Annotated in this window: 20 protein-coding genes and 1 tRNA gene; 2 read left to right on the top strand and 19 right to left on the bottom strand. The window is 46.5% G+C overall.

Features of this window, described 5'->3' with window-relative positions:
- Positions 1-61 precede the first annotated feature (61 nt).
- The 18 genes from G7035_RS14520 to G7035_RS14435 form a co-directional block, all read right to left on the bottom strand.
- Positions 62-973, bottom strand: coding sequence for an RluA family pseudouridine synthase (locus G7035_RS14520; protein WP_019688413.1), 912 nt, complete (start codon positions 971-973; stop codon positions 62-64).
- Entirely contained in the window at positions 970-2274 is a 1305-nt protein-coding gene (gene hemL, locus G7035_RS14515) for a glutamate-1-semialdehyde 2,1-aminomutase (protein ID WP_017427415.1), read from the bottom strand. Before hemL ends, G7035_RS14520 begins: the two co-directional genes overlap by 4 nt.
- Before the next feature lie 31 nt (positions 2275-2305).
- Positions 2306-3304 carry a porphobilinogen synthase gene (gene hemB / locus G7035_RS14510; RefSeq protein WP_019688414.1) on the bottom strand — a complete coding sequence of 333 codons (999 nt, stop codon included), beginning with the start codon at positions 3302-3304 and terminating at the stop codon, positions 2306-2308.
- A 48-nt stretch (positions 3305-3352) separates the two neighbouring features.
- Positions 3353-4909, bottom strand: coding sequence for a uroporphyrinogen-III C-methyltransferase (gene cobA / locus G7035_RS14505; protein WP_019688415.1), 1557 nt, complete (start codon positions 4907-4909; stop codon positions 3353-3355).
- A gap of 4 nt (positions 4910-4913) precedes the next feature.
- Positions 4914-5840 (bottom strand): hydroxymethylbilane synthase, encoded by a 927-nt coding sequence (gene hemC, locus G7035_RS14500; protein WP_019688416.1) that lies wholly within the window; start codon positions 5838-5840, stop codon positions 4914-4916.
- 1 nt (position 5841) lies between these two features.
- The gene (locus G7035_RS14495; RefSeq protein ID WP_019688417.1) at positions 5842-6489 is read right to left on the bottom strand and encodes a precorrin-2 dehydrogenase/sirohydrochlorin ferrochelatase family protein; all 648 of its coding nucleotides are present in this window, start codon (positions 6487-6489) and stop codon (positions 5842-5844) included.
- Between the two features lie 8 nt (positions 6490-6497).
- Positions 6498-7325 (bottom strand): cytochrome c biogenesis protein CcsA, encoded by an 828-nt coding sequence (ccsA, locus tag G7035_RS14490; protein ID WP_016818412.1) that lies wholly within the window; start codon positions 7323-7325, stop codon positions 6498-6500.
- Between the two features lie 16 nt (positions 7326-7341).
- Positions 7342-8736, bottom strand: coding sequence for a glutamyl-tRNA reductase (gene hemA, locus G7035_RS14485; RefSeq protein WP_017427411.1), 1395 nt, complete (start codon positions 8734-8736; stop codon positions 7342-7344).
- A 246-nt stretch (positions 8737-8982) separates the two neighbouring features.
- Positions 8983-9381, bottom strand: a complete 399-nt coding sequence (speD, locus tag G7035_RS14480) for an adenosylmethionine decarboxylase (protein WP_025365654.1) — start codon at positions 9379-9381, stop codon at positions 8983-8985.
- A 265-nt stretch (positions 9382-9646) separates the two neighbouring features.
- Positions 9647-10234 (bottom strand): hypothetical protein, encoded by a 588-nt coding sequence (locus G7035_RS14475; RefSeq protein WP_016818410.1) that lies wholly within the window; start codon positions 10232-10234, stop codon positions 9647-9649.
- A gap of 287 nt (positions 10235-10521) precedes the next feature.
- Positions 10522-11133, bottom strand: coding sequence for a ribosome biogenesis GTP-binding protein YihA/YsxC (yihA, locus tag G7035_RS14470; protein WP_013372691.1), 612 nt, complete (start codon positions 11131-11133; stop codon positions 10522-10524).
- Positions 11134-11151: 18 nt separating this feature from the next.
- On the bottom strand, positions 11152-13488 hold the full coding sequence (gene lon, locus G7035_RS14465; RefSeq protein WP_016818409.1) for an endopeptidase La: 2337 nt from the start codon (positions 13486-13488) through the stop codon (positions 11152-11154).
- A 110-nt stretch (positions 13489-13598) separates the two neighbouring features.
- Positions 13599-15326, bottom strand: coding sequence for an ATP-dependent protease LonB (gene lonB / locus G7035_RS14460; RefSeq protein WP_016324658.1), 1728 nt, complete (start codon positions 15324-15326; stop codon positions 13599-13601).
- Positions 15327-15543: 217 nt separating this feature from the next.
- Positions 15544-16662, bottom strand: coding sequence for a flavodoxin-dependent (E)-4-hydroxy-3-methylbut-2-enyl-diphosphate synthase (gene ispG / locus G7035_RS14455; protein ID WP_017427410.1), 1119 nt, complete (start codon positions 16660-16662; stop codon positions 15544-15546).
- A gap of 110 nt (positions 16663-16772) precedes the next feature.
- Entirely contained in the window at positions 16773-18029 is a 1257-nt protein-coding gene (clpX, locus tag G7035_RS14450; RefSeq protein WP_013372695.1) for an ATP-dependent protease ATP-binding subunit ClpX, read from the bottom strand.
- Between the two features lie 12 nt (positions 18030-18041).
- Positions 18042-18632 (bottom strand): ATP-dependent Clp endopeptidase proteolytic subunit ClpP, encoded by a 591-nt coding sequence (clpP, locus tag G7035_RS14445; RefSeq protein WP_016324659.1) that lies wholly within the window; start codon positions 18630-18632, stop codon positions 18042-18044.
- Positions 18633-19041: 409 nt separating this feature from the next.
- Positions 19042-20355, bottom strand: a complete 1314-nt coding sequence (tig, locus tag G7035_RS14440) for a trigger factor (protein ID WP_017427409.1) — start codon at positions 20353-20355, stop codon at positions 19042-19044.
- A gap of 143 nt (positions 20356-20498) precedes the next feature.
- Entirely contained in the window at positions 20499-21431 is a 933-nt protein-coding gene (locus G7035_RS14435; RefSeq protein ID WP_019688418.1) for a hypothetical protein, read from the bottom strand.
- Between the two features lie 238 nt (positions 21432-21669).
- Between G7035_RS14435 and G7035_RS14430 the strand changes: the two genes are divergently transcribed.
- Both G7035_RS14430 and G7035_RS14425 read left to right on the top strand, forming a co-directional pair.
- Positions 21670-21743: transfer RNA gene (locus G7035_RS14430), tRNA-Arg, on the top strand.
- Between the two features lie 215 nt (positions 21744-21958).
- Positions 21959-22723, top strand: coding sequence for an exodeoxyribonuclease III (locus G7035_RS14425; RefSeq protein ID WP_016818629.1), 765 nt, complete (start codon positions 21959-21961; stop codon positions 22721-22723).
- Positions 22724-22798: 75 nt separating this feature from the next.
- Here G7035_RS14425 and G7035_RS14420 read toward each other — a convergent pair whose 3' ends face one another.
- Complete coding sequence (locus G7035_RS14420) at positions 22799-26038, bottom strand: hypothetical protein (RefSeq protein WP_019688419.1); 3240 nt, start codon at positions 26036-26038, stop codon at positions 22799-22801.
- Positions 26039-26054: the final 16 nt, after the last annotated feature.

The raw sequence follows: 26054 nt of genomic DNA, 5'->3' as shown, positions 1-26054 counted from the left end.
CCATATTGCAAACCGTTTCTAGGTTCAAGTATATGCGCCAAAATAGAAGGCATGCCATCTTTTATAGCTGTTTGTGCAGCTTTTGAAAATCATCCGGCCAAGCATCCTCGACGATAATCGTTTCGCCGCTCAGCGGATGACAGAAGGTGAGGCTCTCTCCGTGAAGGGCCTGTCTGCCAAAATCAGCAGCACGACCGCCGTATAATACGTCCCCAAGCAAAGGATAGCCAGCATGACTAAGATGTACGCGTATCTGGTGCGTCCGACCTGTCTCCAGCGTCAGATACACGAGACTGACCGCATTCGGACCACTCCCCCATACTTCACCAACTTCCACATGGGTAACCGCCTTCTGTCCAGTTGGGGATACACGGCGGCGCTGTTTATGATGCCTATCCTTGCCAATCGGCCAATCCAACGTCCGCAGCGATGGAGGTACTTTCCCTCGTACCAAAGCTACATAGCGACGACCGATGTCTTTAGCTCGCATTTGTTCGTCCAGCTTGAGCAACGAAAATTCATTTTTGGCATATAGCACCGGGCCTGTCGTGTCCACATCCAGACGATGTACATGCCGTACTGCTGTATGAATGTCGTTGATTTCATAGTAGGATGCGACAGCATGATCCAATGTTAGCGGACCATCCTTTACACCACCGTCTGGATGGACCGCCATCCCCGCTGGTTTGTGTACAACCAAGCAAAAATCATCCTCGTATAGTATCTTCAAATCATACCAACGTGGGATGACGCCGAGGTCCACTACAGGAAAAAGGGCCAGCCGTAGCCGGTCCCCTGTAAGTTCAATCCCTTTTTCATGCCGTAGCCTGCGCCACAGCTTGTCCGGTAATCCCAGACGGTTCAGCAACCAGCGGTCCACAGCTTCAGCGCGATTTTCATCAGTTGCAATTTCTCGCCCTGGTGTGACTTCCAGCCACGGTCCTCTTCTTTTCCAGCTGCCTTTCCAACTCATAGACGTTTGAGCGCGCGATAGTTCGCTTCAATGGTCGCATCAATATCCTCAACTGTATGCACACCTGATACGAACATGCCCTCAAATTGAGATGGAGCTACACTAACGCCCTCATTGACCATTTCAGTAAAGTAACGGCGGAAGTGGTCCTGATTACTCGTTTTAGCAGTGTCAAAATTGACAACCTTCTCGTCTGTGAAGAACGGACACACCATAGAACCGACACGGTTGATCGTGACAGGAATACCCAGTTCACGCGCGTTATGTTCGAATCCGGCCTGAAGCCGTGCTGCCCGTTCTTCCAGACGATCATATACTTCCGGTGTCAGCAATTTAAGCGTCGAATAACCTGCTGCCATAGCCAGCGGATTTCCGCTCAGCGTGCCCGCTTGATAGATCGGGCCAGATGGTGCAATTTGCTCTAGAATGTCGCGACGGCCGCCATATGCACCTACAGGTAGGCCACCACCAATCACTTTGCCCAGACACGTAAGATCCGGCGTCACACCAAAGCGCCCTTGAGCAGAATGAAGTCCTACCCGGAATCCAGTCATGACTTCATCAAAAATCAGCAGACTTCCGTACTGTCGGGTTACCTCACGCAAACCTTCCAAAAATCCAGGCTGTGGCGGTACAACACCCATATTGCCGGCTACTGGCTCGACAATAATCGCAGCAATCTCTTCGCCAAATTTCTCAAAAGCCAGCTTCACCGACGCCAAATCATTATAAGGGACAGTGATTGTATGTGTGGCCACGACTTCAGGTACACCCGGACTATCAGGTAGACCTAGGGTGGCAACACCAGAGCCCGCTTTAATCAGCAAGCTGTCTGCATGACCGTGATAAGAACCTTCAAATTTAAGGATTTTACTGCGTTTCGTAAATCCACGCGCGAGTCGGATCGCACTCATTGTTGCCTCGGTTCCCGAGTTGACCATTCGAACAATGTCCATAGAAGGAACACGCTCACATACGAGCTTGGCCATTTCCGTTTCCGCAAGCGTTGGGGCTCCGAAGCTGGTTCCTTTTACAACAGCAGCCTGTAAGGCTTTAACCACTTCAGGGTGCGCATGACCCATAATAAGCGGTCCCCACGAACATACATAGTCTATATAGGATTGACCGTCGATATCATATACACGTGATCCTTCCCCACGATCAATATATACCGGTGTTATACCCACGGATTTAAAAGCTCGAACCGGACTGTTTACGCCACCCGGAATATATTGTTTTGCCTCATCAAAGGCTGCTTTGGAACGCGTATCCTTGCGTACCGTTCGTTGTTCGTCGATCATTCTAATCACTCCTGTCTTCTGAAAAATACACTTATTGCTTCAACCATCTTGCCGCATCCTTGGCAGAATAGGTAATAATCATATCTGCACCGGCACGCTTCATGCTTGTCAGAATCTCCAGCACCATCGCCTTTTCATCAATCCAGCCTTGGAGGGCTGCCGCTTTGACCATTGCATATTCACCACTGACATTGTAAGCCACCATAGGCAAATCAAATTGGTCCTTAATGGTGCGCATTACATCCAGATAAGAAAGAGAAGGCTTCACCATCAGCATGTCTGCACCCTCCATCACGTCAGACTCCGCTTCCCGCAACGCCTCACGTGCATTGGCAGGGTCCATCTGATAGGATTTGCGGTCACCAAACTGCGGCGCAGAATCAGCGGCTTCCCGGAAAGGACCATAAAAAGCAGACGCATATTTGACGGAATAAGACATAATTGGAATATGTGAAAAACCTTCCAGATCGAGTCCCTGCCGAATCGCCTGTACAAAACCGTCCATCATATTAGAAGGAGCGATAATATCTGCACCGGCTCTGGCCTGAGAAACGGCTGTACGTACCAGCACCTCCAGAGATTCATCATTCAATACTTCACCGCACACTTCACCATCATGCTCATGCATGTGTACCATACCGCAGTGTCCATGGTCCGTAAACTCACACAAACAAGTGTCTGCCACGACCAGCAGTTCGGGATAACGCGATTTGATCAAACGAGTAGCTTCCTGAACAATACCGTTGTCTACAAAAGCTGAAGTCCCTACACTGTCCTTGGTTTCTGGTATGCCAAACAGGAGCACAGCAGGAATGCCAAGCTCAATAATTTCTTTCAGTTCTTCCTCCAGCCGATCCAGGGAAAAACGGTATACACCTGGCATGGAGCTAATCTCCTGTTTCACTCCAGTACCAAATGTTACGTAGATCGGTTGGATAAAATCAGACGGATTCAATACCGTTTCACGCACCATACTGCGGATGGCAGCTGACTGACGCAAACGACGATGTCTGGTAAAAGGGACACTCATAATTACAAACCTCCATTTTTTTATACATTCATTTGTAAAAATTAAAATTTATAATGTCATAACCGTACTTGATTGTTTCCAGTCACATAGAGATTGAATTAGACTTTCGATAGTCGCCTTCTCTGACATCAAACTGACAGTCAATCCGGCTTGGGTTGCTGTCTCACCAGTCAAGGGGCCAATCACAGCGATCGTAACTCCCTCCAGCAGCGATACTGGATCACTGATCCCCATTTGTCTGAGGGCTTCCATGAAATAGGTTACGGTTGAGGAACTGGTAAACGTAATCGCGTGAATGGCACGCTCCTCCAGCAGCTTGAGAAGTTCATCATCCTGTGTGTTGGCAGCCAGCACCGTTTGATACAAATCAGCCTCGGTCACATGCAGTCCTATCTCTCTCAGCTGCTCCGGCAGCCATGAGCGAGCGAGATCACCTCTTGGAAGAAATACGTTTTGCCCTGGTTGCAAATCTTGCTCAAACGTTTCAAGCAGTCCCTCTGCCTGAAAAGGACCTTCGATCTGTTCTGCTACAATTCCGTGTTTTCGAAGTGCGTCTGCTGTGGCTGGTCCAACTGCGGCAATACGAGCTTTGTATAGCGCACGTACATCCTTGCCCTGTTCCTTTAAATGAGTGAAAAAGTATTCCACTCCGTTAACGCTGGTAAAAAACACCCAGTCATATTCAGGAAGTCGCGCAAACGCCTCTTTGATCTTCTGTTTTGCCTGCTCGTCCGAAGGGACGACGGTCTGGATAACTGGGAACTCATAAGGTTCGCCGCCAAGCTCCTCAATCCGGTGAACCAGACTGCTGGCCTGCGCGCGTGCGCGAGTAACCAAAATTCGCTTCCCAAACAAAGGCATATCCTCTGCCCATTTTAATTGTTCACGCTGATTGACCACTTCTCCGACAACGATGACGGCGGGCGGTTGAAAATTCGCTGCCTTCACCTTGGCTTCAATATCCGCCAGCGTACCCACTAGCGTATCTTGCTCGGCGCGGGTCCCCCAACGGATCAAAGCAACTGGAGTATCGGACGGCTTACCATGCTTTATCAGCTGATCACTAATATAGCCGATCTTCGCTACACCCATCATAAAGATCAGTGTACCCGTTGCGTTCGTTACTTTATCCCAATGAATACTTTTATCTAGTTTATCAGGACTTTCATGACCTGTAATGATAGACAGCGACGAGGCCATCTCCCGATGCGTAACAGGAATGCCTGCATAGGCAGGCACGCTGATGGCTGATGTGATGCCAGGTATGATTTCATAGGAAATACCGTGTTTACGCAGTAGCCCGGCTTCCTCGCCGACTCGTCCAAAAATAGTGGGGTCTCCCCCTTTGAGCCGGACGACTGTCTTTCCTTCCAAGGCTAAATCCACCAGCAGCTGATTAATTTCCTCTTGCTTCATGGTGTGACGATCTGGCAGTTTGCCGACATATATTTTTTGGGCCCCTGGCTTCATCAGCCCCAAGAGGCGAGGGCTTGCCAGTCTGTCATACACAATGACATCGCCCAGTTGAATGCACTCCCAACCCTTGACCGTAATTAATCTTGCATCTCCGGGTCCTGCACCTACTAAATATACCTTTCCCACCATTCCATTATCCCCTCACCTGCGCCAGAATCTGTTCCGCTCCTTTGGCTATCAAACTGGCCGCCACCGCTTCTCCCAGCTTCTGCGGATCATTTCCCTGGAGCGTTTCCTTCAAAATAACCTCGCCATCTGGCGAACCTACCATCCCTGTGAGGCTGATTTCTTGACCAGCCCAAACCGCATGAGCTCCGATTGGCACTTGGCATCCCCCATTTAACACACCCAGAAAGGTTCGCTCAGCCGCAACCGTGGCCGAGGTATCCTGGTGGTTGTAGAGTTTCAACAATGCCAATAGCTCTTCATCGCTCGCACGGCATTCAATACCGAGCGCTCCCTGTCCCACTGCCGGCAAACATGCCTCCTCCGGTATATAGGACGTAATTCGGTCTTTCCAGCCCATCCGGTGCAAACCTGCTGCTGCCAAAATGATGGCATCAAAATCTTCCGTCTCCAGCTTTTTCAAACGGGAATCAATATTGCCACGTACTGGCTCTAATTGTAGATCAGGTCGCATGGACTTGATTTGACTGGCTCTGCGCAAGCTGCTTGTGCCCACCTTGGCTCCTGAAGGCAAATCCTCCAGACTCTTGGCGCCCAATGTGATCAGGCAATCGCGTGGGTCCTCACGGCGCGGCACAGCGCCATTGACAAGACCTTCTGGCAATTCGGACGGCATATCCTTCATACTATGTACTGCCATATCAATCTCACCAGCCAGCATGGCCTGTTCAATCTCTTTGACAAAAAGTCCTTTGCCACCCACTTTGGACAAGGTTACATCTAATATTCGATCACCCTTGGTCAGGATTTTCTTCACGAAAAATTGTAAATCCAATCCATGCTCCGCGCACAGTGCATTCAAATCCTCAATGACATGCCCGGTCTGAGTTAACGCCAGAGCGCTCTGTCTGCTGCCTACCACAATTGTTCGCATGTTATTCCTCCTGATTTTGCGCAATCCATAGATCTATTTCTTTTTCGGTCCAAGCCATAAATTCATGACGTCGTATCTGTTCCAAAATTCCGCTACTCGCCAAGCGTCTTAATAGTTTGGTCCTTTGTTGTGGGGAACTTATCTTGCGTTTGATGACTTGTCGCATATCGTGCATGAAATCCAGATAAGGCTCGTATTCGCTACCGAACAACGTATCCAGGGCTGATGTAATATCAGCGGTCACAGCGGGGCCTGCCCCTTCGGTGGAAATACTAATCGTCAGTCTCCCTCGTCGGATGATGCCCGGCGTTATAAAATCTCCCTCTTCCGAGCGATCCGCCACATTTACCAGTATACCCCTTTGTCTGGCCTCATGCGCAACCTTATTATTCACTTCTCTCTGGTTCGTAGCGGCATATACAAGAAAGGCTCCCTGGAGGTCACCCTCGCGATATACGCGATTTACCCAGTGGAGCTGCTTGTGATCGGCCAGGATCTGCAAATCCGGCGTTATATTCGGGCTAATGACGGTAATGGATGCCCCACTTTCCATCACCCCCTTAACCTTTCGTTCCGCAATCCTGCCGCCGCCTACAACACAACAGAGCTTATTGTTACAATTCAACGAAATCGGGACAAAATGCTGCAAGTGGCTTTTCACTCCCCCGTCCACTGATGAAATACAGACCAGGAATTCAGCAAAAAATTAAGAATGAGTAGCGTGTAGCCAACCAAAGACCACTTTGCCATGACCAGGCCAGAACGCTGGTTCAATCTTTTGCTCACTAAAAATACAATATACACGCATAAGGCAATCGCTGTCATCAGCACTTTGGTATCTAGCAAAAGACGCCAGCGTTCCTCGGCAATAATAGAAATAACAGCAACAACAATAGAAACTCCCAGCAAAGGAGTACCAATTAAAAGCGCCATATGTGTATACCGATCCATCATTTCCAGACTCGGCAGGCGCTTGATCGTGTCATTCCATTTCTTGACTTTCAATTTACGATGCAAAAACAGATACAACCCCGAAAATACAGCCGCTACCGTCATCGCGACAAAGCCAAGATTAGCCAGCGCAATATGAATCAGAAGCAGCCCATGTACGGTATGCCAATTTCCAAGCGGGTTGTCGATCGGCTCCATCCATATATTGTTGAGCACAAGAACAGCAAAACTAATGATATTAAGCAGCAACACCGCAAATTCCGATCGCTGATAACGTGACAGAATCAAAGAAATCAGTACCAGGATAAATGAGAACAGAAACAGAAAGTCGTAGGTCACAAAAATAGGAAGATGCCCTTCATTCCAGGTTCGCATTCCCATAAAAACAAGCTGGAGCATTACAACGACAATAAGAAGCCCTGTACCTGTCCGTTTAGCATTCGCATTGCGACGAATTCCATCCGAAAATACAAACAGAAGGCTCAGGGCAAAAACATAAATCATTGAATCATATATAAGCATGCCTGAGGCCACGTCTGTTCACCCACCTTTACAGGCTGGCCGGCGCAAACGACGCTGGCAAAGCCTGAGCCTGACCGGTTTTTCCATGAACACCAGCCTCCGGTTTTATTAACGCAGATGCATCGCTTTTATCTACTTTCTGAGCGGCGTCCTCCAAACGATCCTCCAGAGCAAAAATGTGGCTAAACATGTCTAGCGCCTCATTTCCCTGCTTTTGGACAGCCAGTTCCTTAACCCGATTGATCGGATCATGCATCATCTGATTCAGCATACTCTTCGTCAAACGGCTTATCACTTTACGCTGCCGTTCATCCAGCTCGGGAAGCTTGTTATACAAGCTTTCCAGCGTATCCTGATGTATAGACTCCGATTTTTCCTGTAATGCACGAATCACCGGACGCACTCCCATCGTTTTCAACCATTGATAAAACTCGCTAAGCTCATCTTCAATCATATGCTCGATTTTTGCAGCTTCAGTACGGCGCATTTCCAGATTGCTCTCCACGATCCCTTCCAGGTCATCAATGTCATATAGGAAAACATTCTGCAATTCGCCAATAGCTGGGTCCAAATCGCGTGGAACCGCGATATCAATCATAAACAAAGGACGAGACTGACGACGTTTCATACTGGCTTCGACGCGATTGCGATCCAGAATATACCCCTGAGCACCAGTCGAGCTAATCACAATATCCACATCCGCCAACCGATTTATGCCTTCCTCCATCGTAACTGGCGTTCCGTTAAACTTGGAGGCCAGATCCTCGGCGCGGGACAAAGTTCGATTTGCTACAATAACCTCGGCAGCTCCGCCGCTGTACAAATGCTTAACGGTAAGCTCGCTCATTTTACCGGCACCGAGAATCAGTACCTTTTTATCCGTAAACATCCCGAAAATCCGTTTGCCCAACTCAACTGCTGCATAGCTAACAGATACGGCGCTTTCTCCAATAGACGTCTCCGAATGGGCACGCTTGCCCAATGTGACGGCCTGCTTAAACAACATATTAAACCACGTTGCTGTAATTTTTTGAGATTGAGCCTGAAGAAAAGCATTCTTTACCTGTCCCAAAATTTGTGTTTCTCCGATGACCATAGAATCCAGACCACAAGTCACACGGAACAAATGCCGAATTGCCTGCTCGTCCTCATATATATATAAATGTTGTGTAAACTGATCACGAGGAATACCAAACCATTGTTCCATAAAACTGCGTATAAAATAACCGCACATGTGAAGGCGGTCAACCACAACATATATTTCAGTCCGATTGCAGGTTGCGACAACTACGCCCTCCAACACACTTTTGGTAAGTTTGAGTTGTTCCAGCGCTTTTGGCAAATCCTGTTCTGCAAATGTAAACCGTTCTCTGACTTCCACAGGCGCCGTACGATAATTCAACCCAACAACGACGATGTGCATTGTAAAATTCACCTGCCTAAACTGTAATAAGAATACTCACTGTTATCATAAACTATGTTAATTATATCACAGAAGTCCGAATCCCCTTCGGCTGTTTTATGAATTGTTTATGAAAATTGGATGGCTTTCATAAACATCCAGCACGTTCTGTATGATTTAGTTTAGTGTAAACCACTTTTAAAACAAATAACCATGGAAATGTTCCATGGTTATGATATAGGACGCACACGGCTCCATAAAGGAGATTTACACCAACTCAGCCAGCTTGCACTCCGGGGATTCCACCTGAAGTTCTCCCAAGCCGCGAATCAGCTTCTTCGCATATGTTTTTTTCGGTTTTAGAACGGATACCAGGTAATCAATAGCTAACTGCGGATCAACAGTCTCACCGCAAGTATAACAATCAATAGCGGCAAACCCTCTCTCAGGATACGTATGAATAGAGAGATGACTCTCCGACAACAGTACAAGCACGGTAGCTCCCTGTGGTTCGAATTGCTTGGATTGAACGGACATCACCGTTGCTCCGCAAGCTTCAGCAGCTTCAACTAATTGAGCCTCCAGAAACTGCGCATCATTCAGTAATTCAAACTCAACACCCCAAGTATCTACGGCAACGTGTCTTCCGAAAGTTGAGTATTCCAATTCCATCTTTCGGTTCCCCCTTCCTAGGAATAAAATGTTCGAAAAAAATTTCATCCGCTAGGACCTACGTCATTCACTTCCCGAGGGATAACCTCTCGCAACATTCAATGTCCTGAGTGAATCCTGGTTCCTATATTCATTTTCAACGAGATTAAAAATAACATCTATGTGCAGCAAATGCAATCATTTTTTTGGAATAAAAAAGCCCCTTTCGGTAAAGAAAGGGACTACACTGTATAACAATTCATTCCATATATTCAGCCTTCTAAGCTTCCAGGGCAAATAATTTGGAGCAACTCATCCGAAGCTTGTGGTCAATCAGTTCCAGCTCAGAGAAAGTACGCGCCAGATTCCGCTCATCAAGTAACGAATTAATGAGATTGTATACATCTGCTATTTCCTTTTCGACGTTCTGATGTTGAAAAAGCTGTTGCAGCTCTTGCGCTGTATTTCTATATTCAAACACCAGCCTGGAGCCTTCTGCATTTTTTTCCATAATTTTGCGAACCGCACCTTCATTATAAAAATACACCATAGTGAATCCTTGATACATGCGGTAAACAATACCTTCACCCTTAAAACGAACAAATAGTTGGCGTATAAACAGGGTTAGCTGTGGATGAACTAAGCGGCAAGTTAATTCACAGACAAACGCTCCCTCTTTGGCTTCAAAAAATAAATGAACTTCCTCACCCGCAATATGCTCCAGAACGATTTCCTGTCTTCCGTTATCCAGAACTTTAATGCGGTAATGCACCTGAGGATCATTCACTGCCTGTAAAAATTCGTCCATTTGGGTTTCTGACAAGGTCAAAGTGGTTTTTACATACTCTGTGGCTAACCGCTGTGCCATACCAATCTCCTCAATTCTTTCCTCAAACCTGTAGTGTAAGCTTTATGCTTTATTATACATCAGACCCGCAGCGCTTTCTTGCGCATCAAATCATAAATATCCGGCATTCATCGGAAATAAACGGAAAATAACGGAGTCGCAGCTGCATTATCCACCATATGCTCACTTTTATGCTTAAATCCCACGATTTACTTTGTTTATTATATATTATTCCTACCCATTTAATAAGTTTAATGTTTTTAATCCAACATCACGAAAAAAAGGCGTCCTTCAGGACGCCCCTAACCTTACAATTCCGTCTGCTCTTCGTCGTCATTCTCGATATAGCTGGAGATGACCGACCACAGCTCTTCCTTGCCCATGCCTTCTTCAGATGAAAAGGGGATAAACAAACCCCCGGGAAGTATTCCGAGTTCCTGCTTGATTACCTTATAGTGCTTTTCTCGCCGTGTTTTAGGGATTTTATCTGCTTTTGTGCCTACAACACAGACCGGAAGCCCATTATGACGCAGCCAGTCGTACATCATGATATCATCCTTGGACGGTGGGTGGCGCAAATCTACCATTTGAAGCACCAGTTTAAGCGGCTCACGTTCCAGCAAATAAGACTCAATCATCTGCCCCCAAGCCTTGCGAGACGTTTTGGATACCTTAGCATAACCGTAACCGGGAAAATCCACAAAATAGAGCTCATCATTGATCCGGTAATAATTGAGTTGCTGGGTTTTACCTGGCGTAGAACTGGTACGCGCCAAATTTTTACGGTTAATCATCCGATTAATCAGTGATGATTTTCCAACATTGGAGCGCCCCGCCAGAGCAATCTCTGGCAAAGCGTCCACAGGAAACTGATCCGGGCCAACCGCACTAATTATAAATTCTGCTTTTGTTACTTTCATTGTGTCTTTAATTCCTCTCTAATGTACCCTTGCCTGCTCAACCAAAGCATGCTTTAACACCTGATCCATATGGGCAACGGGGACAAATTCAACATCCTGCCGGATACTGTCGGGAATATCCTTCAAATCCCGTTCATTATCTTTGGGAAGCAGAATTTTTTTGTAGCCTGCCCGATGGGCAGCCAGCGACTTTTCTTTCAAACCGCCAATCGGCAATACGCGACCGCGCAAGGTAATTTCGCCCGTCATCGCTACATCCTTGGATACATGACGGTTGGTTAAAGCGGAAATTAATGCGGTAGCAATCGTAATTCCGGCAGATGGGCCATCCTTTGGTATCGCTCCCTCAGGAATATGAATGTGGATATCATTTTTCTCATAGAAGTCCAGTTCAATGCCCAGATCGACTGCCTTGGAACGAGTGTAGCTGAATGCCGCCTGCGCGGATTCTTTCATAACGTCTCCCAGTTTACCCGTAAGAATCAGTTTCCCGCTACCAGGCACGACCGTCACTTCAATCATCAGTGTTTCACCACCGACCTCGGTCCATGCCAAGCCTGTAACCGTACCGATCTGATCCTCCAGTTCTGCTACACCGTAACGGAATTTGGCGATACCCAAATAATCTTTCAAATTATCCGGTGTGATTTGAATCGGTCCTTCACCACCGGAAACAACTGACTTCGCTGCCTTGCGACACAGAGAAGCCATTTGCTGTTCAAGATTCCGCACACCGGATTCACGGGTATATTCGCGAATGACACGCAGCAGCGTATCCTCCCCAATAACCAATTGTTCCTCTCCCAAGCCATGCTCTCTCTTCTGCTTAGGCAATAGATATCGATTGGCGATTTCCAGCTTCTCCAGTTCGGTGTAGCCGGGAATATAGAGCGTCTCCATACGATCCATCAGCGGACGTGGGATATTATGTGCAGCATTGGCTGTCGTAACAAACATCACGTTGGACAGATCAAACGGCAACTCAACAAAATGGTCACTGAACGTGTTGTTTTGCTCAGGATCAAGCACTTCGAGCAACGCCGCCGATGGATCGCCTCGGAAATCGGAGGCCATTTTATCAATCTCATCCAGCAAAAAGACTGGATTAGATGTTCCTGCGGTCTTCATTCCCTGAATAATCCGCCCCGGCATCGCGCCAACATAGGTCCGGCGGTGACCACGGATTTCTGCTTCATCGCGCACACCACCGAGAGAGATGCGGACAAATTCCCGGCCCATGGATTTGGCAATCGAGCGAGCCAGCGAGGTCTTGCCGACCCCTGGCGGACCTACGAGACACAGAATGGGTCCCTTAATGGTCTTCACCAGTTTGCGCACGGCCAAATACTCCAACACCCGCTCCTTGGGCTTATCCAGCCCATAGTGGTCGTTATCGAGTATTTCTTCTGCTTTGACGATATCAAGATCATCATCGGTGAACTTGTTCCACGGCAAGCTTAACAGCCAATCGACGTAATTGCGGATGACACCACCCTCGGCAGAGCTTGCTGGCATTTTTTCCAGACGGTCAATTTCCTTTTCGACCTTCTCTTTCACCGGAACAGGCAACTCTCGTTCACTTAGCTGGTTGCGTAGTTCTTCAACTTCTCCTGCGCGACCTTCCTTCTCACCAAGTTCCTTCTGAATCGCCTTCATTTGTTCACGCAGATAATACTCCTTCTGCGTCTTTTCCATCTGCTTTTTCACACGCTGGTTGATTTTACGTTCCAACTCCAGCACTTCACGTTCATTGTTCAAAATATCTAGGAGCTTCTCCAGACGCTGAGTTACGTCGATCGTCTCCAATATATCCTGCTTTTCCTTAATTTTGAGCGTCAAATGGCTTGTGATTACATCAGCCAGTCGCCCTGGCTCCTCAATATCAGATACCGCAGCGAGAGTCTCCGGTGTTACCTTTTTGGACAAATTGATATAATGCTCGAACTGAGTTAATACAGTGCGCATAAGCGCATCCGTTTCAGGCTGTACGTTTTCTGCCTCGTGCAGTTCCTTCGCCATTACCTCATAATATTCTTCATTGTCCGTATATTGAATAATCTCAGCGCGTTCCAGCCCTTCCACCAATACTCGAATGGTTCCGTTGGGAAGCTTGAGCATTTGGCGTACTTTGGCTACCGTGCCGACTCGAAAAATATCCTCTTGTGTGGGTTCTTCAATATTAACTTCTGATTGAGAACACAGGAGAATCAAATTGTCTTCAACCATCGCTTTTTCCAAAGCCTTGACCGATTTTTCCCGGCCCACATCGAGATGCAGAACCATGCTCGGGTAAACCAGAAGTCCTCTTAAAGGCAGCAAAGGAAAACGACGACCTTTTGTCTTGGTGGGTCCCATCGCTTTCGCACCTCCAGTGATTCTCAGGTTCCGGATTTTACAATCCTCACGTTGCTATCTTTCATATTTTATCAAATGTTTTATAAAAAAACCAATGAAAGACTAGTTCATTAGCAAGATCCCGTATCTGAAATCGTCCCATTATGTGTTCCATCCGCCTGTAACAAGGAGGATTGAGATGGGCGAAAAGTCTCAATTGGCGCATGTACAGGCGCATCCGTGGTCATCTCTTCTCCAAACACATGACGAAACACTTCGGTAACCGACTGTACAGGGATGACTTTTAGTCCCTCAATGCTGTCAAATAGAGCTTGCCAGTTATCCTGCGGAATGATCACTTTTTTGGCACCAGCCTGAAAAGCAGCTTCGACCTTGGCTAATACGCCGCCAATCGGCTTGACTCGACCATGGATGCTAATCTCGCCAGTCATGGCAATCTCATGATCCACCGGAATTCCCCGCATCGCGGAGGCAATAGCTGTTGCCATCGCAATCCCTGCCGACGGACCATCTACTGGCGTCCCCCCTGGAAAATTGATATGCAGATCGTAATTGGACGGAGACAAACCGAGCGTACGCAAAACAGTCAGAACATTTTCCACAGAGCCTTTAGCCATGCTCTTACGACGCAGTGTACGGGAGTTACCTCCGATCTCTTCTTCATCCACAACACCCGTAATATTATAGCTTCCCTTTCCTTCAGGAACCGGAACCGCAGTAACCTCAATTTCCAGCAGCATGCCCATGTTCGGACCGTATACAGCTAATCCGTTAACGAATCCGATTTGCGGCAAGCCCGGTATTTTTCGATCAGGACGAGGTTGAATTTGGCTGCTACCCGCTACCCATTCTACATCCGAAGCATCGAGTCGTTCCCTTTTCTCGGTAAGCGCCAAACCAGCAGCAAGCTGGATCATATTGACTGCCTCCCGGCCGTTGGTCGCATAACGCTGTACAACCTCAACTGCCTCTGGACAAGGACCAAAGCCCAACTTGTGTACAGCATCTTCAGCAATACGAGCAATCTCCTGAGGTTGCAGGGCACGGAAATAAATTTCCATACACCGGGATCGAATAGCAGGTGGCAGCTCATGCGGCGAACGTGTCGTCGCACCTACCAAACGGAAATCCGCAGGCAAACCATTTTGGAAAATATCGTGAATGTAAGCAGGCGTATGCGAGTCTTCTGAATTGTAATATGCACTTTCCAAAAATACCTTTCGATCCTCCAGCACTTTCAACAGCTTATTCATCTGCGTTGGATGCAGCTCGCCAATCTCATCAATGAACAGCATCCCTCCATGAGCCTTCGTTACAGCTCCGGGTTTAGGTTGAGGGATACCCGCTACACCCATCGCTCCTGCCCCTTGATAGATTGGATCATGTACTGAACCAATTAACGGGTCCGCAATACCACGTTCGTCAAAACGGGCCGTTGTGGCATCAATCTCCGTGAATTTAGCATCCCCCTTGAACGGGGAGGACTGATTCTTCTTAGCCTCTTCCAGTACCACACGTGCTGCAGCCGTTTTCCCTACACCAGGAGGGCCATAAATAATGACATGCTGCGGATTTGCACTGCATAACGCCGCTTTGAGCGCTCGCAGACCGTCCTTCTGACCGACGATATCCTGTAACGTGGCAGGTCGCGTGCGTTCAGCCAGCGGCTTAGTAAGTGAAATAGAGCGCAATTTGCGCAACTTATCCAATTCCTTCCTAGATTCCCGATCCACCGCACTACGGTTCGTTTTCTGGCTCCGCAGAAGATTCCAGAAATACAGACCAATGACAATCCCGAAAAACATTTGCACCAATAACAATATCATAGTCAAGTCCATCGTATTTCCTCCGTTTCTCATCTCAGCAATTTGAAAATGCTGTTCTATGAAAGACAGTATTTCCTTTTCCACGAGAGCTAAACGGCTGTCTTTCAAAAGATCAGAGAGAAATACAAAAACGCCGCGAAAAACAGTTCTGTAGCAGAGCTGCTCTCCACGGCGCTTATACAATGACCATAGTTTATGATTATACCTGTTTTAAAATAACCGCTTTTGCCTACACCTTCTCGGCAGTGTGACGCTCTTCACGTCCCGGTATTTTACCTGTTTCCTCATAAGCCTTGACGATGATATCAATTTCTTTTTTCAATTCGTCAACCATTTCAGCCTCAGGGACTTTGCGAATCATCTTTCCATAACGGAACAATAGACCTTCTCCACGTGCTCCGGCAATTCCGATATCAGCTTCCTTCGCTTCACCCGGACCGTTAACTGCACACCCCAGTACGGATACTTTAATCGGCACCTTGAGTTTTGCAATGTAATCCTCTACTTCGTTCGCAATAGAGAACAGATCAATATCCAGACGCCCGCAAGTCGGACAAGAAATCAATGTAGCTGCATTCGTGATCAACCCAAACGTTTTGAGCAACTCCCGTGCTACCTTCACTTCTTCGACTGGATCGGCACTTAGCGAGATACGCATGGTGGATCCGATACCAGCTGCCAACAGTGCTCCCATACCCGCTGCGCTTTTAACCGTTCCAGTAAAGAGTGTACCGGCTTCGGTGATGCCCAAATGGAGGGGATACTTAATAATTTCAGCTGCCTTCGTGTAAGCCGCAATCGCCATTGGAACGTCAGAAGCCTTCAGTGATACGATAATATCATGGAAATCAAGCTCTTCGAGTATCCCGATATGGTACAGTGCACTTTCTACCATCGCTTCTGGCGTCGGGTAGCCATACTTATCCAGTAAATGCTGTTCCAATGATCCGGCGTTCACACCAATCCGAATCGGAATCCCTTTTTCTTTACACGCCTTAACGACTGCTTCCACTTTTTCACGTCGTCCAATGTTCCCTGGGTTAATACGAACCTTGTCAATCCCATTTTCAATCGCCAGTAGAGCCAGCTTGTGATTAAAGTGAATATCTGCAACCAGCGGAATATGAATCCGCTTCTTAATTTCCTTAATAGCTGCGGCAGCTTCCTCATTGTTGACGGTAACCCGCACTATCTGACATCCGGCTTCTTCCAAGCGAAGAATCTCAGCTACTGTAGCTTCCACATCTGCCGTTTTGGTTGTACACATGCTTTGGATGATGACTTCATTGCTGCCGCCAATCGTCAGATTCCCGACTTTAACGGGACGTGTGTCTTGTCTTAAGAACATGTACTTTTCTCTCCCATTAACGCCAAACCTCCACCCCATAAAACCTCATACAGGTTTAGTGAAGTGGAGATCTGGCTTCTCATGTTGTAGAGATCGCGAAGTATCAATCCTTAGGCGCTCTCTTCTTGTTTTTTATCCTTATCTGTACCACCGAGTTCCGGTGCGATTTTGTCTTTTACTACCTGCTCGTTGATGACGCAAGTCGTCACATCATCACGGGAAGGAACTTCGTACATAACGTCGAGCATAATACCTTCGATGATTGCACGAAGGCCACGGGCACCCGTGTTACGCTTGATCGCCTCACGAGCAATGGCTTCCAGAGCATCTTGCTTAAACTCCAGCTGCACATTGTCCAGTTCCAGCATCTTCTGATATTGCTTGGTCAAGGCATTTTTTGGTTCAGACAAAATACGAACCAATGTCTTCTCATCAAGCGGCTCCAGCGTAGAAATAACTGGCAAACGTCCTACGAATTCCGGAATCAGACCGAATTTCAGCAGATCCTCTGGCAATACCATGGAGGTATATTCGCCTGGTTTCAGATCTTTTTGTTCACTAGTCGCGTTAAAGCCGATGACCTTCTTACCGATACGACGTTTGATCATTTGCTCCAGACCATCAAAGGCACCACCGCAAATGAACAGGATATTCGTGGTATCAATTTGAATGAATTCTTGATGTGGATGCTTACGACCACCTTGCGGAGGTACAGAAGCAACTGTGCCTTCCAAAATTTTAAGCAACGCTTGCTGTACACCTTCACCCGATACGTCACGCGTAATGGACGGGTTTTCGGATTTGCGGGCTACTTTATCAATTTCGTCAATGTAGATAATGCCGCGCTCGGCTTTTTCTACATCATAATCGGCAGCTTGAATCAGTTTCAGCAAAATGTTTTCAACGTCTTCACCCACATAACCCGCTTCCGTAAGGGAAGTGGCATCTGCGATAGCAAATGGGACGTTCAAAATTTTAGCCATGGTTTGCGCAAGTAACGTTTTACCCGAACCTGTAGGTCCAAGCATCAGAATGTTACTTTTTTGCAATTCCACATCATCAATTTTGTTTTGTGTATTAATACGTTTGTAGTGATTATATACCGCAACAGACAATGATTTTTTCGCTTGATCCTGACCAATAACATATTGGTCCAGAATTTCACGGATTTGCATTGGTTTTGGAATGTCTTTCAGATCTACTTCTTCTTCATGACCCAATTCTTCCTCCACAATTTCCGTGCACAACTCGATGCATTCGTCACATATATATACGCCCGGTCCGGCAACAAGCTTGCGAACCTGATCCTGAGATTTACCGCAGAAAGAACATTTTAATTGTCCTTTTTCATCATTAAATTTAAACATAGAGCCACCCCTTTACAGATTAATCGGTTTAGACAGCACCTGGTCAATGATACCGTATGCTTTCGCCTCTTCCGCTTCCATGAAGAAATCCCGGTCAGTATCACGTTCGATTTTTTCGAGGGGCTGACCTGTACGCTCCACATAGATTTGATTCAGCTTGGCACGTGTTTTGATAATCCAGTCCGCATGAATCAGCATGTCGGAGGCTTGCCCCTGAATGCCGCCGAGCGGCTGGTGAATCATAACTTCACTATTGGTAAGTGCATATCTCTTGCCTGGTGCACCGGCTGTGAGCAATAAAGAGCCCATACTAGCAGCCATACCTACACAAATCGTCGATACATCCGGCTTAATGAATTGCATTGTATCATATATACCCATGCCTGCAGTAACAGAACCGCCTGGCGAGTTAATGTACAAATTAATGTCCTTCTCCGGGTCTTCCGCAGAAAGGAACAATAGCTGTGCAATGACGAGATTGGCGACATCGTCATCAATCGGGCCACTTAGGAAAATGATGCGATCCTTAAGCAACCGCGAGTAAATATCGTAAGATCGTTCTCCTCGATTCGTTTGTTCCACAACCATAGGGACGAGACTCATCACGACCAACCTCTTTTCTTTATTAAAATGAACACCTGTATTCATCCGCTTCCTTAAGTCCCATTAAAACGGAAGCGGCAATCATGAAACGTGAACACCTTACAAAATATTTTAACATGTTCAGAGTCTCGTGTCATATTTGCCTGTGCTCATATATAAAATGCAGGCTATTTACAGACGTCCTGCCGAGACCTTCTCATATTTAACCATGTTTCGTATGTATGTGCAAATGTACGGTAGTGACTTATGTAAAACAGAAAACACCATTCACAGCGCTTTCCATAAACGACTAAAATTTGGATTGTCTAAGGTAAAAATAAGGCACGTAACTTTCACTACGTGCCTTATCCTTATCTAATTACTACGTTGCAGCCTGTTACAGCATACACCGTATATTTTATCGTTTAAATTACTCAGCAGCTGCAGCTGGCGCTTCAACTTCTTTGCTGTTTTCAACCAGCAAAGCGATTGTTTTGCGCAGTGAGATCTCTTCTTTCAAGTTAGCGAACGAGCCGTTACTTTCCAGAATGCTGCGGATCTCTTCTACAGAACGTTTGTAAGCATCAGCCATGTTTTGCAGCTCTTCATTAATTTCCGCTTCGGAAACTTCGATGTTTTCTGCTTTAGCCACTTGCTCCAGCACGAGGTTGTTGCGTACGCGCTTCTCAGCATCAGCTTTCATTTGCTCTTCCAGGTCTTCTTTGCTTTGACCGGAGAAGCCGAGGAACATTTCAAGATTCATGCCTTGGCTGCGCAGACGGTTGTCGAAATCGCGAACCATGTTTTGCACTTCACTCTTAACCATTGCCTCAGGAATGTCGATTGTTGCATTTTCAGCAACTTTCTCCACTACAGCGCCCTCACGAGCTGCTTTAGCTTCGTTTTCTTTGCGTTCCAGCAATTGCTTTTTCAAGTCTTCCTTGAATTCAGCAAGTGTATCAAATTCACTTACATCTTTAGCAAATTCATCGTCCAATTCAGGAAGAACTTTGCGTTTCAGTTCATGAACTTTCACTTTAAATACAGCTTGTTTACCAGCGAGGTCAGCAGAATGGTAGTTCTCAGGGAACGTTACTTCAACGTCCTTGGAATCACCAGTGTGCAAACCAATCACTTGATCTTCAAAGCCAGGGATAAAGGTATTGGAACCCAGTTCCAGAGAATACTTCTCAGCTTGTCCACCTTCGAACTGTACACCGTCTACGGAACCGTCGAAGTCAATGATAGCTGTATCGCCGGATTGAGCAGCATCTTCATCAACGACAACCAATTCAGCATGACGTTGTTGCAGGCGCTCCAGCTCTTGAGCCAGTTCTTCGTCGCTTACTTCGATTTTGCTTACAGGCACTTCTACGCCTTTGTAATCGCCCAAAGTTACTTCAGGTTTAACCGTAACTTTTGCTTTGAATTTGAAAGTTTCGCCTTTAGCAAATTGATCAATTTCAACATCTGGGCTATCTACTGGGAAGATGTCTGTTTGCTCTACAGCTTGGCTGTATGCTTCTGGCAACAGGAAGTCAATTGCATCCTGGTACAGACTTTCAATGCCATAACGTTTTTCAAAGATAGGACGTGGCACTTTACCTTTACGGAATCCTGGTACGCTTACTTGTTTAACCACTTTATTAAAAGCTTTGTCGAGTGCAGCGGCTACACGATCCGCGTCTACCTCAACTTCAAGAACCCCAAGGTTCTTCTCTATTTTCTCCCAAGTTGCTTTCATTTTATGCTTTCCCCTCCAACAAAATCTTCACTTAGTTTTCATTACAATCAACGCACACAAAATAACCACTATAGTATATCTAACATTACTGTCTTTTTCAAGAGCAGCCCTTGAATGCTTTAACAGGTAAACGTTTCCGGTCATTAAGGAGTGTTCATTCCCGCCGCTACGAATATTCGCATCGACCGATATGCTTGCTCAAAACGGAAGCGCAGTGCATCTGTAATGCCATATATAGCGCGAGTTTCTTCTTCATTGTTGTTCCCGTTCAAACTTTCCGAAACGGTCTGATGGAGTGCTGCTGCCCAAATATCCGGCATTCCGTCCTCCTCTATCAACATTGATCTATAATCTTTAGTACCGTACACGGCCATCACAAACTGTGACCACAGCTCCTGTGCAAAATAGAATAGTGTGGGCTCATGCACTTCAGTCTGGTCAGCTACCCGTTCCAAAATACGCATAATCGCCTCTGGAAACTCATCAGGCTGTAACGGAACCGTTTCAATATCGATTTCCGTCTTTTCATCCCCTCGTCTGATTTCTATCGTCCCTTCCATTCCGCGGCGTCTCAATGTCTGTAGAACACGGAATTGGAGAAGAGGATGGATTTCCCGTTCAGTAATCCAGCGAAGCAAAGCATCGTCGATCTCCGGCAGTTCCAAGTAGGATAGCTGTTCCAAAGCTAGAATCGTCTGTTCGGATAACGGTTGATCCATAGCCATCTGCAAAAGCTTGTTACCGTAGCCTGCATCCTGTTCCTGCTTAAAACGTGCATGACGGCGAGCCAACTCAACTTCACTGACTTCGTCTTCTTCCACATTGTCCGTTACCGCTCCGCTGTCAGCATACTGTGGAAATGCAGCTTCCAACCATTGTGATAGAGCGTTCCATTCATCGTATTGTTTCTGCTCCTGTCCCTGACACTGCATCAAAAAGCGCAGCATCGCCATCGCCTCTCCGTAACGTTCGTTTTCAAGCATCACCGTAAGTTGAATTTGATAGTAGTCCAGTGTCTTCGGAAACAATACGATATTATTTTCTTTTGTCGTCACCTTGGAGTCCTTTATTTTCAAGGCACCCCCTCTCCTCCGCAAGCTAAAGTATTCGTAGATTATATGAGAAACAGCAGCCGAAGTTCAACTACTCGTCTTCAACATATTCACCTGTATTCTAACATACCCTTTTATAAGGCAAAAAAAACGATGTGTAGTCTGAATTTATGTGGTGTAGAGCCCGAATAAGCGATATATGTAAAATAAGACTTGAATCTTTTTCATCCATATGATATATTAATATTCGCTTGAATTTTATGTCCCAGTAGCTCAGCTGGATAGAGCAACGGCCTTCTAAGCCGTCGGTCGGGGGTTCGAATCCCTCCTGGGACGTATAGCCGAAGCTTCCTATTTAGGAAGCTTTTTTTATTTTCCACCCACGTAAGATCTACCATGGACGTTGGAGCCAGCATCGTATTACAACCTATTTTAATGTAGAAAAGGCTGTTTCCGTAGCGCTATTCGAGCGCTTGTCTGGGACAGCCTTTTAATCGAGGATATACCCATTACACCGCTTGACTGCGTGGAGTAGTAAGGAGTTTAATCAAATGAAATTAATATCTTGGAATGTAAATGGCTTAAGAGCCTGTGTAACCAAAGGATTCTATACTTATCTAAAAGAAACGAATGCCGATATTTTTTGCGTACAGGAAACGAAGCTTCAAGAAGGACAAATCCTCATGGAGAACATGGAGGAATACATGCAATACTGGAATTATGCTGAGAAAAAAGGGTATTCTGGCACAGCTATTTTCACCAAAATCAAGCCGCTCTCTGTGCATTATGGACTTGAAGAAAATGAAGAACCGGAGGGTCGAACCCTTACGCTGGAATTTGAAAAATTTTATCTTGTCAATGTGTACACACCGAATACCAAACGGGATTTATCCCGATTGCCATACAGGCTCGAATGGGAAGACCGTTTTCGCAACTATCTGCAACAACTAGACACTCTGAAGCCTGTCATCATTTGCGGAGACTTGAACGTGGCTCATCAGGAGATCGATCTCAAAAATGCCAAAGCCAACTACGGAAATGCTGGCTTCACGCCCGAGGAACGAGACCGCATGTCACAGCTGCTCAACGCTGGATTTATAGACACCTTCAGATATTTTTATCCTGATCGAACGGATGTTTATTCCTGGTGGTCCTATATGCCAAAGGTGAGAGAACGGAATATCGGCTGGCGGATTGATTACTTCCTCGTCTCGGAGCGGCTTCGTCCGCTTTTAATAGATGCGAGTATTGATTGCCATATTACAGGCAGTGACCACTGCCCTGTTATATTAGATTTGCAAGATATTTCCGCGTAATTCCGCACTAATACAAGAAATTAGGGTCTTAAAAAGCCGTCATGCTCCGTTTGGCAGCATGACGGCTTAAATGAATTAAAGCGATCTCTCCAGATGCACCTCGATACGAGAAACCAGCCGGTCTCTCACATCCTGCGCCTCTTTTTGGTCTAATACAGCCTGGTTTATTGTCTTCTGTTCCTCATTGCTATAATGCAGTATATACTGTTTCACTATGCAGTCCGGCGCGTAAGTATCCATGCGACTTGTATTATAATACGTCACCTGGCAGCTTCCGAGAAAGCAGAAGGTTAACTCACCTGTAGCTGTGAACAGCCAGCCTGGCAACTTGGGCTCCAGCTTCAAGGTAAGCCCCCTAGAATCATAGCCAAATGGCTGCCCGCCTGTCATCATCCATAGCCACATATGAATAAATTCTGCCGTTGATCCACTCAGCCTCGCAATATAGCCCGTTCCATGCAAACTTGCATCAGGATTAGCACTGCTAGCAATAAAGGAACTGTTTTCCAGCGTACTTCTTCCATAGATCGCAGCGTCCATAAAAGGGGGTAGCGCTTTTTGGATGTCTGCAAAAAATTCAGTGTATAGACCCACCTTTAAACACTCAAGTAAATATTTATATTCCATATGCATAAATATCGATTCATTTTCCAGCCACCCTGGCGTGAAAGCTCTGGAACGGCCCAGTTCAATCGGCTGTCCCGCCAGACTCTCATTCACCTTATACATACCCAGCTTTTTGTCGTAAAGCTCGCTCTGTCTGATAAGTCGATACAGCTTCCTCCCATTTACAATGTCGCCAGTTACTTTCATAGCCCGGGTTGGTCCTTCCAGGAAGAACGGTATATCCTTGCGTTTAAAGGAATGTATATTTACAAACAACCCCCCGTTCTCATCCTGCTGTACCTCGAATTCTTTGGCTTCATAATAAAAGAAGGTTGGGTATATCCCCTTTCCTATACGCAGAGCCTTATCCATCCCCTCTTGAATCTTACGTTCAGCCCGCTGCAAAAACTCCAGTACATCATCAAAGGATAATGCTGCTTCTGTCCCTTCAAATCCAAAGCGAACCGTTTCACGGTATGCTTCTCTAGCATCCGAAATCCGTGACCAGAAGCCATGATCGTCACTACCATTCTCAGGCTCCGCATCATTAAAATCGTGGTAGTACTCTTCAACTGCGAGCCCTAATTCTTGGATCAACCTGGCTACCTCTAGCGGTAGCCTCAGCACAAAGTCTGCCGAAAGCTTCATCTGTGCATGTATTAAAAATCTTACGAGTCGCTGTAACTCGCATAGCTCACTAAAGCCCGAAGCAAACAGCCCCGGAAGTCCGTTCATGGAATCATTCCATCCTGGTTTCCCCGCCTCCATCTCAATTCCCAAGCCTTCTGGATCTAATGTAGACAGCTTGATGGCAGCCAAGGATAGCAGCTTCTCGTACAAATTGGACTTGTAAATCTCTCCGTTGCCTCGTCCGGTTCGAACCCAGTGAACATCGCGGGTCCGCATGTGAAGTTGAGCTTTCTTCTCCTTGCTTTCTACAACCGCTCCGTACTGACGAATACGTCCGTCCTTCATCTGCACGTATTTGTTTCGGCGCGGCTGTACCCATGCGGGACTGTCGTAATACATGTACTCCCTGGCCGAGAGCAGGAGTTCTTCTTGTTTGTCTGGAAAGATACTTAAATAGCTTTCGATTAGATCCATATTATAAGTCCAATGGTCGATCCAGAAGCCTTCACCAAAATCAGCCTCATAGCATTGCTCGGAATGCTTGAGGGCTTCGGTCACAAATGTCTCTACCGTTTGCTTTAGTCCAATATTGTCATGAATGATGTGCTGAATCAGCTCGCCCGGGGTAAATGATGATTGAAAAAAAGTACACAAAGACGAATGGGCCGCCACTTCCACCTGTTCCAGCAACGGTTCGAGCTCTCGTATTTGAAAGCTACAGCCTTTTACAACAAGCGGGTTATAGCCGTCCGGCTGAATCAGGCTCATAAACAAACGAATATTAAAATCTCCGACGCCCGGGTTAAACCACACATCATTTCTCCGATTCTGGTTCGCATCGCGGAAATTACCATTCCCTTGCGAATAATACCCCGCCTGGAGTTTGAAAAAATTATAGTCTCGTTCCAGATCTCCATGCTTGCGCGAAAATACATGATACACAAAGGGTTGCTCCGTGCCATTGTCCAGCAATAATGGATAACCCCCACGTAGCAGATTATCCAGATAGCTCTGACGGCAGTACTCGTCAAACAACGGAATGGATGTCTGCGTGGCCATTCCATCCGTCAACTCTTCAACTAACGTTCTAGCTTCCTTCGCCTTTTGATCGATATAAGACATCGTTGCAATTTCTGTAATCCGTTCATTGATCAATTGAATATCATTCACATGCCCGATGACCGAACAGTAATTTACAGCTGCACCTGCCGCCAGTCGTGCCGCATAACCGCTAAACCCACAAGGCACTTTATTCGTCGTCACTGGCTGCTGTGATATCAGGTCTTCGACACGTGTATGGATAAAGCAGTCAGGGAAGGTCAGGGACGTATTTTCACCAAATATAATGGATGGATCGACAATGGGACGTACTAGTCTGGCCTTGCCATCCTGCTCCACAAAGCTATACATAAAATGTCCCACCTCAATCTGATGGACCTCACTTGTATCCGCTGTACTTCCACGTACCTTATAGTAAGGTATGCTGTTATTGAGGTTATACACATCCATCCAGCTTTTCAGTGTATATCCAAGCTCCTTGTAAGCCGTATTGTCAATACCGAAGGGCAGCACAGCCGGCATGCCGTCCAGCACCTCCAGCTCAAGTTCTTGATCGGAATGATTGACAATCTCAACCTTGCGCACCAAAGCAGCGTAGCTTTCATGAGGAAGCGTAAAATATTGCACACGCACCTCCAGCCCTATATCTGGATGAGAGCTATTAATTTCCAGCATATGGCGGGATATTAACATTTTTTGTTGCTCATGCTCTAAAGGACGCACAGCCGAAAACGGCTCCATATAGCTCCACTCATCCTGCCTTTTTACCTTTAAAAAGGTACGGAAGCCATGGATCGGTACGAGGCTATAGCTGCGGTTAGCCGGAAAAAATTCCATAATCGCTCCATTTTTATCCTCCACACCAAAGCTCGCAATTCCTTGTCCACGATTAACATAATACGCCCACAGGGGAATCCCCTGAACACCAGCAATGCCGGGCAAGAAACTGGAAAAGGGCTTGGCATGCGCAAAATTTTCAATCACAAAACGTCCTTGATTGTCAAAATAATACGGCTGCATCGTATCCCCCTTTTCT

The sequence above is a fragment of the Paenibacillus polymyxa genome, from assembly GCF_015710975.1.
GTDB classification, from domain to species: Bacteria; Bacillota; Bacilli; order Paenibacillales; family Paenibacillaceae; genus Paenibacillus; species Paenibacillus polymyxa.
Note: the sequence above shows the minus strand (reverse complement) of the source record. Positions and strands in the feature narration are given on the sequence as shown.